Raw genomic sequence first — 12282 nt, 5'->3', positions numbered from 1 at the left:
AAAGTCAACACCTTTTTTAAAAGAGGATAAATTTTCTTATCCTCTTTTAAAAACTGCTTGTTCAACTAGTTGTCCGTCTAATGTTTCAAAACGAACTTCCATTTGATTTTCATCCATTTCTAATAAAGCAAATGTCTTTTCTACACGCTGACGTGGTAATAAAATACTGCCTGGATTAATAAATAAAACGCCGTCGATTAATTCCGCACCTAATACGTGAGAATGTCCGAAGCATGCAACTTGCGCTCCTACTTCTTCAGCATGGTACGCTAGCATTTGTAATGTCATTTTCACATTATGGCGATGTCCATGCACAACTAAGAAGCGAATTCCATTTACATCAGTTACAATTTCATCTTGAAAGTTAGCATAATCACAGTTTCCTTTTACAACATGGAAACCTTGCAGTTCTTCATGAGCAGGTGTTAGCTCTGAATCACCGCAATGAATCATGATATCTACTTTCCCTTCATATTTCTCTTTCAACTGCTGTAATTCCTTCACAGAGCTATGACTATCGCTTACGATTAAAGCTTTCATCGCTCTCTCTCCCTTATTCTTCTAAAAACCATTCTGGGATTTTTTCTTCTAACTTACGAAGAGCACGACCACGGTGGCTAATAGCATTTTTCTCATCTGAACTTAATTCCGCCATTGCCTTTTTGTATTCTTCCACATAAAAGATCGGATCGTATCCAAAACCATTTTCTCCGCGGCGTTGTTCTAAAATAAATCCTTCACATGTCCCATTTACAACGACAGGCTTTTTATCACCTTCAGGGAAAGCAACTGCTAATGCACAATAGAAACGAGCTTTACGCTTTTCAAATTCAATGCCATTTAATTCTTGTAACACTTTATCGATATTTGCTTGATCATTTTTTGGTTCACCAGCAAAACGAGCTGAATACACGCCTGGTTTTCCGTTTAAAGCATCTACAATAAGACCTGAATCATCCGCAATTACGATTGCATTCAGCTGTTTGCTCAAACTATCCGCTTTTAAAATTGCATTTTCTTCAAATGTTTCACCAGTTTCTTCAACTTCATCAATATGAGGAAAATCGTGTAATGATTTTACTTCTAAATCAAATCGCTCAAATAACTCAGCAAATTCACGTACTTTACCCATATTTTTTGTCGCTACAACAACTTGTTTCATACTTTCCACCTCTACTCTATATGAGATACGATGTCGCCTAACGCTTCTTTTTGCATATCAATCAGTTGGAAAATGCCCTGTTCCGCAGCATCAAGTAATTCATTTAACTGTGCTCTGCTAAACGTCGCTTCTTCTCCAGTTCCTTGCACTTCAACAAACTGACCTTTTCCAGTCATAATCACGTTCATATCAACGTCTGCTTTAGAATCTTCTGCATAGTTTAAATCTAAAACAACACCTTGTTCTTCAACAATTCCTACTGACGTTGCTGCTAAATAATCTTTTACTGGAATTTTAGATACTTTTTCTGCTTGTAATAGCTTTTCAAACGCTAATACCATTGCTACATATGCACCTGTAATAGAAGCAGTTCTCGTTCCACCATCCGCTTGAATAACATCACAATCAATCCAAACCGTTCTTTCACCAAGTGCTTCTAAGTCAACTACCGCACGTAATGCTCGTCCAATTAAACGCTGGATTTCCATTGTACGTCCTGTTACTTTCCCTTTACTTGACTCCCTAATCGTACGTTGTTCTGTTGCACGCGGAATCATCGCGTATTCAGCTGTTACCCATCCTTTTCCTTCTCCACGCATAAACGGCGGGACACGCTCTTCAATTGTTGCTGAGCAAATCACCTTTGTATCCCCAACTTCAATTAATACAGATCCCTCTGGATGTTTTAAATAATTCGTATGAATATGTATATGGCGTAATTCTGTTTTCTCTCTACCATCTACTCGCATAAAAATAACCTCCTCTTAATTACTACTCGTTAGTATAGCCAAATTTAAATATATGATATGTATACAATAAAAGAAGGAGAACCCAAAAAGCAATTCTCCTTTCTTACAAGTATATCAAATTATTCAAGATTAAAAACTACCTGTATTCACGTTTTCTGGACGATCTACAGGTTTTATTAACTTTCCACCCTTTTCATCTATAAGATTTGCTTTTCCATTCACTTCAATAGAAATATTTTTCACACCTTTCTTTTCTGTTAAAGATAAAACTAACGACTTCAGTACGTAATTTGAAATCATATTTTTATCTGGGTTTACAAATATATTTTCATTAAAGTTTAATGTAAGATTTCCGTCTTGTAATTTCGGATTCGTAATAAGCTTAACGCCTGGATTAAAATCATTCAGGAGCGATTGATGAATCGGACCTTTTACAAGCTCATCTATAATTGCTGCATAGTCATTTTCTTTACCTTCCGCAACGCGACGTGTGACTGGTACGTAGTATTGCTGTTTATTATTATTTTGCGCCATGAAATACAATGTGACTGGTTTTGTATTCGTTACATCTGCTACTTGTTCATCATCGAAGTTAATACCATTTGCACGGCTCACTCCTTCACCAAGCGGTGTACCCCCAACAGGCATCTTCGCCAATTTCTCACCATTTATTTGGAACTGCACTTGTTTTATCTCTGTAAATTGCGTCAACGTCCACGCTATAGATTCAACGATTTGACGCTCTTCTTCTTTCGCATAATTTTTCATTTCTTTAGAGAAATCAATAACTGCCGTCCCGTCCTTTTTCAAATCTAAGGTCATCGTTGTATTCGCCGGAATGACTGCACGAAATCCATTCGGTAATAAATTTGTTACCGGTCCATCTTTCACAAGGTATTCTAACGTTTGCTTCACAGTCTCATTTGCTTTCGGAGTAGGTATAGCTAACGTTTGTGGTACAACATAACCATTTTTATCAACAAGGTATAGTTCTCTATTTACCATTTGCCCTTGCTTATCTTTTTTAGCTACTTCTTTCTTCCCACCCTCTGTATACGTAACTTGTTTTGGCGGATCAATTTGTTCAGTTGCTTTCTCCTGATTTATAAAGCCACACCCTGTTAGTAAAACAGCGCTCACAGTAGCACCAACAACCCATTTAAAAGTGGATTTAGGCATGCCATTCCCCCCTAAAATCTAAGTTTGTACTATTATGTATACGAGCTGTTTCACATTTTAGAACAAACCGTGCCTCTTATATAGTGAAACTTTAATCAATGGGGGTTTTGTTCATCCCCACATAACTTCTTTTCTTCCACTGAATTTTGAGGTGGAGGTCTTACTGCGCGGAAAATAGCGGGATAAACAAAAAACTCCTGATTTCTCAGGAGCTCACTTATATGAATTCTACTATTATTCTTTTTCTAAATGAATATGCTTCACATTTTCAATCGGTTGACCGAACCATTTTGATGCAATTTCTTTAAACAAGTCTATTTTTCCTGTTGTTAAGAAGAGATGATCGCTTTGTTCTTCTCCTTCATTCAACATTTTACTATGATATAAGATTGTACTTACTTCACGTGCTGTTTCATCACCAGAACTAATTAGTTGCACTTTATCTCCCATTACTTTTTTAATAACAGGTCCTAAAATCGGATAATGTGTACACCCTAATATAAGTGTATCAATATCGGTACTTTTCAGTGGTTGCAGCGTTTCTCTTACAACTTCATACGCCATTTCACTTTCGAAATTCCCACTCTCTACAAGTTCAACGAAAGGTGGACAAGCTAAACTTTCTACCATAACACGGTTATTAATAGACTTTAACGCCTCTTCGTATGCACCACTTTTCACCGTTCCAATCGTTCCAATAATCCCAACGTGATACGTGTTTGTCACTTTTAAAGCTGTACGTGATCCTGGGTGAATAACTCCTACTACTGGAATTGGTAATTGTTTTTGCATCTCTTCTAATACAACTGCAGTTGCTGTATTACACGCAATAACTAACATTTTAATATTTAAATCTAGTAAATGCTCCGTCATTTCCCACGTAAATTGACGTACTTCTTCTCGAGAACGTGGACCATAAGGACAACGTGCTGTATCTCCTAAATATATGATACGCTCTTTCGGCAACTGACGAATTAATTCCTTCGCTACTGTTAAACCGCCAACTCCTGAATCGATAACACCGATTGCTCTATTCAACTTCATCACCCGTTTTCTCATTCATCATCTTTTATGTTTATCATTATATTTTACACACTTTAAGTTCGCTCACTTCAAATGCTTCTGTATGAAAATTTTCATTTGCCCATGTATAGACTAGGACCTTTTTTATTTTGCTCCTTTTTTTCGTAATTTGCAAGATAGAAAAATAACCGACCTTCTATAAGAAAGTCGGTTTCTTCTATATAAAGTGCATATTCATTGCTCCATCTTTTTTTGAAAAGAAGACATTCCCATTAATAAGAAGAAATGAGCAGCAATTAAAATGACGATTAACATAAAATTAAAACGATAACTATTTGTGGATTCCATAATTTTGCTCGCTACAGCTGGTCCAAATGCCATACCGAAGAAGTTAATTAAATTGTATAAACCAAGACCGACTCCAACTTTAGCTACATGTAATGTTTTCGGTATAAATGTGTTCAATGATACTTGAATGGCAGAATAACTCATAAACGTTAAAATAATCGCTACTAAAATAACTATTAAGTTCCCATTCGGAATAAGCCCTAAAATTAAAAAGCCAACAATCATAAGGACAGACGCTACATAAATCATGTTCACATTTCCAAACGAAGGGACAATCTTCCCGGTAATAAAACTAGATACAATACCAAAGAGTGATGCAACAAACAATGCAATTCCGATAACGAATGGAGACAATCCATGCTCTCTTCCTAACAGCAATGGCAATAATAATAAACTAGCACATAACGCCACATTAATTATAAATCCGACTGTTATTAAACGAAGAAATGCTTTGTTCGAAAATAACTCAATATCGATAAATGGATGCTCCGCTTTCTTCATACGAACCGTGAATAAAAATAAGGAAATTATCGATAACACAAATAGCCAACTATTCATATTAACACCTAACAAAACAGTCGTAATAAATACAAATAGTAACGCCGCTCCAATGTAATCAAAATGAAACGCTTCATCCGTATGACGCGCTTCTTCTGGCATAAATTTTATAAGCAAGAAAATCCCCAATACTGAAATAACCATAAATAAAAATAAATATGGCCACCCTAGTGTATTTGTAATAGCCCCACCAACTAAAGGACCAATACCAACCGCTAATGCAATAGAAGAACTAATCATCGCTAAAGCACCAGGCTTCTTAGCAGGAGCGACTAATTTTGCTACCGCAATCATACTAAGCGCAATAAACGCCGCGCCCCCACTCGCCTGCACTAATCTTGCAAAAATGACAATCGCATAAGATTGATTTACAAATCCAATAATGGACCCAGCTACAAATATGATAATTGAAATAATCAATAGTTTTTTTACACTATAACGATCAGCAAGCTTCCCATATATTATCGAACCAACACCGACAAATAAGGAATAACCTACTACAACCCAACTTACTTTCGATTGACTAATGGATAAATCATAAGCCATATCCTCTAACGCAACATTAAATAAAACCGCATTCATCGGTCCTAATAAAACGATAAAACATAATGTGAAAACAAACCATTTTGAATGGTTACTTATATCTTTTCCCATGTGTAACACCTCTCCTGATTATAGTAACTGTAAATAAAAATGAAAAATAAAGTTATTCAGCGCCTCTATCGCTACTAAACAACTTCATCAAATGTATATATTTATCGCGCGACAAACTGGATCCGAAACGCAACATGTATGTTGTTCGATATTCATGGAACTATCATAGTTTCAGCATTACAGTTTGTCAACGAAAAATATACAAAGTAAACTAATTTAGTGTTTTTAGTTTACTTTGTTCAAAAATTGTTATACACTAATTTCGAATCCGATATAAAGAGGGCTGACATGGTTATTCAAATTTGCAATTTCTAACTTAATAAAATAATAAATTTTTATATAGAAGAAACATTACAGGAGGATTATGATGAAGAAAAAAATGTTAGTTGTATTAACGAGCGTAGAAAAATATCCAAATTTAAATCGAGCTACTGGTCTTTGGCTTGGTGAAGCTGTCCATTTCGTTAAAAAAGTTGAAGAAGCTGGTTACGAAGTAGATTATGTTAGCCCACAAGGTGGTTATACACCGATTGACCCGCATAGTTTAGCAATGGCGGAGAGCATCGATTGGGAATGGTATCAAAAGAAAGAATTTATGAATCGTCTCGGTTCTACAATGAAACCGAGTGAGGTGAATCCAGAAGACTATGCTGTTATTTATTACGCAGGTGGTCACGGTGTGATTTGGGACTTCCCAGAAAATAAAGAACTTCAAATGATTAGCCGTAACATTTATGAAAATGGAGGAATCGTTTCCTCTGTTTGTCACGGAGCTGCTGGTTTATTTCACATTACATTAAGTAATGGGGAACGTTTAATTAGCGGTAAAAAAGTAACAGGATTTTCAAATGAAGAAGAAAAACTAGCTGAATTAGATCAATTTGTTCCATTTTTAACAGAAGATGAACTCATTAAAAATGGAGGACTTTACGAAAAAGCTGCAGAGCCTTGGGAAGCTTTCGCTGTAGAAGATAATCGTGTTATCACTGGTCAAAACCCAGCTTCAGGTGGTGCAGTAGCTGAATTAGTATTGCAATACGTAAAAAATAACATGTAATAAAAAAGCAGGTTTTCCATTACTATAGGAAAACCTGCTTTTTTACGAAATCATTTGCAAAATAGCAATAACTTCTTTTTCAATTTCCGAATCATCAATTGCTTCTATATACTCTGGTTTAAAAAGTTGATACTTCTTTAGTTGATAAAAATCAAGTATCGCTTTCTTTAACGTAATATCGTACTGAATACAAAAAGAATGATCTATAATACGTCTTAACATCACGTCATCTTGCACCATAAATAATTGTGCGTTCATTTTATTAAAGTAACCTTGTTCCATACCAGCTTCAAAAAACATTTGCAAATTATGATTACGATTTTGTTGCGCAGCGACTAACTGATCAGATAAGTGCGGATATGCCTCTTTCAAATCTTGTAAAAAGACATCTGAAATATACGTCACACATTTTAAAGAGTGAATAAACGTCTTTTGGAAACGTTCTGTAAAAGACATACTTTCATCTTGATTATCCGCATCTCCTTCAAGAAGGTAGTTCATAAAATCTTCTACCACAGCTTCAATAATCTCATCTTTTGAAGAAAAACGTTTATATAAAGTAGCTTTACTAATATCCATATACTTCGCAATTTCATCTATTTTCAATTGACTAAAACTCGTTTTTCTAATAACGGGCTTTATTTTATTAATATAAGTGTTTGCACATGCAACTTTTCTCATTAAAAGAGCCTCCCCTTTTGTCCATACAAGATAGTATAGCAAATTCACAATTAATTATAAATGAAGTCACTATACTCAATATATCTTTTTAGTTTAAGGGGTCATTTATACTATAGAAAAATGCCCGCTACCTTTATAAGTAACGAGCATTTTTTCTATACTTTATTTACAGCTCTCCTTATAGCTTTCCCTATTTCCATACTAGACTGCGGGTTTTGCCCTGTAATTAAACGCCCATCTACTACAACATGCGGCGTGAAATTTGGAGCCACATAAAACAAAGCCCCTTCTTCTTTCAATTTACTTTCTAATAAAAACGGCACTCGCTTTTCTAAATGCACAGCTTTTTCCTCATCATTTGTATAACCTGTTATACGCTTACCGGCAACAAAAAACGAACCATCTTTATTTTTCACACCGACTAAAGAACTTACTCCGTGACAAACAGCCGCCACAATCCGGTTATTGTTGTACATATTTTCAATCAAATTTGCAACATACGGATTACCCGCAAAATCTACAATCGCCCCGTGCCCACCACCAAATAAAACCGCATCATAATCCGCAAAATGAACCGTTGAGATCGGATTCGTATTTTGCAACAAAGATGCAACATGCTTAAACTCACGAGGTATCCCATTCGGAATAGACACTCTATCAATCGGTACTCTACCACCCTGTATCGACACAATATCAACATCGAACTTAGCTTTTTTAAACAAATTATAAGGAGCTGCGAGCTCTTCCAACCACAAACCAGTCGGGTGTCCATTCATATCATGAGCGCTTGTTGAAACTAACAATATCCTTTTCAACATATCCCCTCCTTACTACCTATTTATGTATGGAGTGTTCTTATCATTCATATAGCAAGCGAAAAAAACGATAACAATAAGCTGACCTTTTGTATAAAATTCAGCTTATTGTTATCGTTTGAATTCTTTCGTACGAAGATGTTCACAACTGTATAGCTTTTATCTCCAACGCCACGCAATTGTTGTATCCTCCATATGAATAGCAGGTATATCAATCCTTAAATACCGCTGATCATCCTCATCAAAAATAGACCAATTTTCTTCATGTAAAAATTCAGGGTCTATGCTTTCAAAATCAAATGCACTATCTTCGTCTACCATCTCACGAAAATATTTTTGGAACGTTTTACTATTCTCGTATAGACGAATTGTTCCATACATCCATGGCATATCTCCAAAAACATCTTTAATTTCACCTATCTCCATATCCTTAAAATACAACTTCATATTTGCACCTTCTTATCCATGAATGACAAGGATACCTCATCATATTTTAAAATAGTTATTTTTAACATTTCTTTCTTAAACATATCTTCCCCCTCACAGTCTGAGATACCTTTTTTAAGTTCAAAATATAAACAAAAAAAATAGCCGACTTTTATATAAAAGTCGGCTGCTTTCTTATAGTTCGAGCTCTCCCATGCGAAGAAGCTCAACAACTGCTTGTGAACGTCCTTTAACCCCTAGCTTTTGCATTGCGTTTGAGATGTGGTTGCGAACTGTCTTTTCACTTATAAAAAGTTCACCTGCAATTTCCTTCGTTGTTTTATCTTGAACCAGCAATTCAAATACTTCTCTCTCTCTCTTTGTGAGTAAAGGTTTAGATTGATACGCTTTTTCCTTCAACTGGTATAACCCTCCTTGCTTAAGCCAGAGCTGTGTATGTGTAAGTTGGGTGTTTATTTAGTCAAGATATTGTATGAACGAAATGTGCAGGTGGTGAATGAAAATGGGCTTTATTTCACATGTTATTTTAGACTTTTATACAGTGCGTACACTCTTTTTATCCACTCACTTTCCAACACGCCATATTTGTTCTAGCAATATACTTACAACCGTACCTACAAATAAACCATTACCAAATATATATTGCATAACAGACGGCAAGGATTGGAGTGCTCCAGACGGTAAAAACATAACGCCGCTGCCAAATAATACTGCAACGCCTAAAATCGTTACATTCCTTTCACTCATCGGCACTTGTTTTATATTATTAAATCCAATTCCAATTAACTGTACGAACGAAGCCATTAAAACAGCCGATGCGACAGCAGATGGTAAAGATGCCAAGTAACGAATAATACTTGGAAAAAGAGACATTACGACTAGTAACGCACATGCCATTAAGAACGATCGTATATACTTTTGTTTTGTTAAACGTATAAATCCTGCCGTTGCTGGTAATGGTACGACACCTACAGTTGAAAATACAGAAGAGATGATATGTGAAATCCCCCCAACCCATGTTCCATCTTTCAACTGTTTTTGTTCAATAGTCGCTTTATGAATAGTTGCTTGATTAATTGCTATAATAGCTGCCACCGTATTCGAAACTAAAATACATACCATAACGAAACTTGATACAGCCATACCTATATTCCACTTTGGAAGTCCCCAAGCAAATATATGTGGAAGTTGCACAAAATGAGTTACTTGAGATGGGATTGTCAATTTTCCTGCAATAAGAAAAATAATCCACCCACTAATTAATCCTATTAAAACTGCATAACTTTTGACAAAACCTTTTCCAAAATTAGACAGTATAATAACGAACAAAAATATACTAAACGCAATTATCGCTGTAAATCCATCGATTTGAGAAATAGTAGCTGTAATTCCTAGCATTCCTTTTAAAAATACACCACTTAATTGTAAACATAATAAAAGTAAAAACGTCCCTGTCACAACTGGCGTAAATAAAAATAAAATACGTCCTATAAAACCAGTTACTCCTAATCCTATTAAAATAACACCGGAGATTATCATTCCTAACTCTAAAATTTGCAGTGTACTATGCAATTGATCTTGTCCGGCCGTTGCATAAGCAAGTACTGTAAATACACCAACCCAAGATCCAGCTGGTCCATCCGCAATTGGCAGTCTATGCCCAATCCATCCTTGTAAGAAAGAAGATATACCAACTACAAAAAACGTACGCTGCATTAAATAAAATATTTCTTCCGTCGTAAGATGAAATAATCCTCCAACGACAATTGGTAGTGCGATTGAATTTGCTAATAGAAATATAAACCATTGCAAAGTTCCCATAATATGATTTTGATTATGTTGATTGTCCAATTTTTTCATCCCTTCTAGCTTTCCTATAAAAATATATTGTAAGAATAAAAAAGAAGAGTTCTATACTCACCATTAGAACCCTCCTCAAAATATTTAAACGATTCTTCTACACAAGATTATTTAATTCCACCTCATTTAAACTTCCAACAACAATATTTCCTTTATACACGACTAAACGTTTTTCTGTTTGACGCGCTACTGCTTCAGCAGCGCATGTCGCATTCGTCAAAACAAAGCTCGCTTCATCCCCTACATTCGGCCATACTCGCTTTCCTTCATTATTTAACGTTTCTTTTCCTCCTGTAATAAAGCGGAGTGCTTTTCCTAAAGACCCTTCGTCACTCCACCCAAAACGCTCTGCTAATCGATTCGCCTTTTGAAGCATATCACCTGTTCCAAACGGTGACCAGTGATCTGTAATGCTATCATTTCCTAATGAAACCTTAACACCTTTTTTATCTAATAACGGAATTGGGATTACTTGTTTACCAATTGGCACTGTTGAAGTAATATCAATATTTACATTTGCGAGTCTTTCTGCCACTTCTTCAGCCTCTTTATCAGTAACACCACCAAGTCCAAGTGCATGACTAATCGTTACACGGCCTTGCCATCCTGCTTCTTCTGTTAAACTTGCCAATCTCTTCATCGTAAACGTTCCAAGATTATTCGCATCGTGCAAATGAATATCAACATCCGCATTAAATTCTACTGCGATATCCATAATTGTATGTAATGACTTTTCAATGTCATTATCCACTGTAGCTGGATCTACCCCTCCAACTAGATGAGCACCCATACGCATCGCATCTTTCACGAGTTGCACAGAATCACTGCGCAATAATCCATGTTGCGGAAACGCAACAATTCTACTAGACACTCGATTTTTATATGTTTCTAATGCCGCTAACGTCGCCTCCAAATTACCAAGCCCAATAATCGGATCGACATTACAATGCGTTCTAATATTCGTTGCACCATTTTGCAGTAGTAACTCTAGCATATTTTCCGCTCTATTTTGGGCAGTCGCTAATTGCTTTGGTAAAATTTTTTCTTCTTCATTAAAACGTGTAAAAATACTTTCTGCTGGCATACAAGCTTTCCATGGGCCACTATAATATGTTTTATCAATGTGAATGTGCATCTCTTTGAAAGCTGGCAACATTAATAAGTGCTTAGCATCAAAAGTTACTATATCTTCCTCTTGAATAATCCCTTTTATAATTTTTTTAATTCGACCATCTTCAATAAGTAAACTGCATAATTCTGTTTCTGTTTGTGAAATTCTCTCTTCTTCATATGTATATCCTGATTCAAGCATTACGTTATTCAACCAATATACTGTCATCTCTATTTCCCCACCCTTTATTAAAAATCAACTCATAACTACAAGTTTAATATCCACTGAAAATTAAGACAATTAATACGATCGCTTCTCACAAAAAAATGTAATACAACCCCATAGTCTTCTCATAAATTTCCATATAGAATAAAAGTATGCAGTTTGATATAAAAAAGAGTTGATTGGAATATGTCAAAAAAGTTATGTAAATCCGAAACTGATAAAATGCTATTTGGTATATGTGGTGGTTTAGGAGAATATTTTGATATTAGCTCTACTCTTATTCGTATCATTTGGATTATTGCTGTTTTATGTTTCGGGACAGGATTTTTAGTTTATTTCATTTGTTTATTACTTATGCCACGTTCGTACTAACGGCATCATTTCACATACTTAAGAAGAGCAAATCACCTATA

General features: G+C 35.5%; 14 protein-coding genes. 2 read left to right on the top strand and 12 right to left on the bottom strand.

Annotated features, from left to right (window positions below; all coding sequences use genetic code 11):
- Nucleotides 1-36: 36 nt before the first annotated feature.
- From CGQ22_RS02140 to CGQ22_RS02115, 6 genes are all read right to left on the bottom strand, one after another.
- Nucleotides 37-540 carry a metallophosphoesterase gene (locus tag CGQ22_RS02140; protein ID WP_089148245.1) on the bottom strand — a complete coding sequence of 168 codons (504 nt, stop codon included), beginning with the start codon at nucleotides 538-540 and terminating at the stop codon, nucleotides 37-39.
- 13 nt (nucleotides 541-553) lie between these two features.
- A complete protein-coding gene (locus CGQ22_RS02135) occupies nucleotides 554-1162 on the bottom strand; it encodes an XTP/dITP diphosphatase (protein WP_139032793.1) in 609 nt (202 codons plus the stop codon).
- An 11-nt stretch (nucleotides 1163-1173) separates the two neighbouring features.
- Nucleotides 1174-1911: a ribonuclease PH gene (rph, locus tag CGQ22_RS02130; RefSeq protein ID WP_001261765.1), complete on the bottom strand. Its 738-nt coding sequence runs from the start codon at nucleotides 1909-1911 to the stop codon at nucleotides 1174-1176.
- A gap of 129 nt (nucleotides 1912-2040) precedes the next feature.
- Nucleotides 2041-3090, bottom strand: coding sequence for a spore germination protein GerM (gene gerM / locus CGQ22_RS02125; RefSeq protein WP_001126746.1), 1050 nt, complete (start codon nucleotides 3088-3090; stop codon nucleotides 2041-2043).
- A 234-nt stretch (nucleotides 3091-3324) separates the two neighbouring features.
- Nucleotides 3325-4134: a glutamate racemase gene (gene racE / locus CGQ22_RS02120; protein WP_000774004.1), complete on the bottom strand. Its 810-nt coding sequence runs from the start codon at nucleotides 4132-4134 to the stop codon at nucleotides 3325-3327.
- 213 nt (nucleotides 4135-4347) lie between these two features.
- On the bottom strand, nucleotides 4348-5673 hold the full coding sequence (locus CGQ22_RS02115) for an MFS transporter (protein ID WP_000513869.1): 1326 nt from the start codon (nucleotides 5671-5673) through the stop codon (nucleotides 4348-4350).
- A gap of 367 nt (nucleotides 5674-6040) precedes the next feature.
- Here CGQ22_RS02115 and CGQ22_RS02110 point away from each other — a divergent pair, with 367 nt between their 5' ends.
- Nucleotides 6041-6730 (top strand): type 1 glutamine amidotransferase domain-containing protein, encoded by a 690-nt coding sequence (locus CGQ22_RS02110; RefSeq protein ID WP_000728508.1) that lies wholly within the window; start codon nucleotides 6041-6043, stop codon nucleotides 6728-6730.
- 42 nt (nucleotides 6731-6772) lie between these two features.
- Here the strand turns inward: CGQ22_RS02110 and CGQ22_RS02105 are convergent, their stop codons facing one another.
- From CGQ22_RS02105 to CGQ22_RS02080, 6 genes are all read right to left on the bottom strand, one after another.
- Nucleotides 6773-7411, bottom strand: a complete 639-nt coding sequence (locus tag CGQ22_RS02105) for a TetR/AcrR family transcriptional regulator (RefSeq protein WP_001233028.1) — start codon at nucleotides 7409-7411, stop codon at nucleotides 6773-6775.
- Nucleotides 7412-7566: 155 nt separating this feature from the next.
- Entirely contained in the window at nucleotides 7567-8229 is a 663-nt protein-coding gene (locus CGQ22_RS02100) for a type 1 glutamine amidotransferase domain-containing protein (RefSeq protein WP_089148243.1), read from the bottom strand.
- Nucleotides 8230-8385: 156 nt separating this feature from the next.
- A complete protein-coding gene (locus CGQ22_RS02095; RefSeq protein ID WP_000780763.1) occupies nucleotides 8386-8673 on the bottom strand; it encodes a hypothetical protein in 288 nt (95 codons plus the stop codon).
- A 174-nt stretch (nucleotides 8674-8847) separates the two neighbouring features.
- Nucleotides 8848-9072 (bottom strand): spore germination transcription factor GerE, encoded by a 225-nt coding sequence (gene gerE, locus CGQ22_RS02090; RefSeq protein WP_000659484.1) that lies wholly within the window; start codon nucleotides 9070-9072, stop codon nucleotides 8848-8850.
- A gap of 165 nt (nucleotides 9073-9237) precedes the next feature.
- Complete coding sequence (locus tag CGQ22_RS02085) at nucleotides 9238-10533, bottom strand: purine/pyrimidine permease (protein ID WP_002164195.1); 1296 nt, start codon at nucleotides 10531-10533, stop codon at nucleotides 9238-9240.
- Between the two features lie 97 nt (nucleotides 10534-10630).
- Nucleotides 10631-11872 (bottom strand): amidohydrolase family protein, encoded by a 1242-nt coding sequence (locus CGQ22_RS02080; RefSeq protein WP_089148242.1) that lies wholly within the window; start codon nucleotides 11870-11872, stop codon nucleotides 10631-10633.
- 183 nt (nucleotides 11873-12055) lie between these two features.
- Between CGQ22_RS02080 and CGQ22_RS02075 the strand changes: the two genes are divergently transcribed.
- Nucleotides 12056-12241: a PspC domain-containing protein gene (locus tag CGQ22_RS02075; protein ID WP_000038409.1), complete on the top strand. Its 186-nt coding sequence runs from the start codon at nucleotides 12056-12058 to the stop codon at nucleotides 12239-12241.
- Nucleotides 12242-12282 lie beyond the last annotated feature (41 nt).

It is taken from the genome of Bacillus sp. M13(2017), from assembly GCF_002218325.1.
Lineage (GTDB): Bacteria > Bacillota > Bacilli > Bacillales > Bacillaceae_G > Bacillus_A > Bacillus_A thuringiensis_K.
Note: the sequence above shows the minus strand (reverse complement) of the source record. Positions and strands in the feature narration are given on the sequence as shown.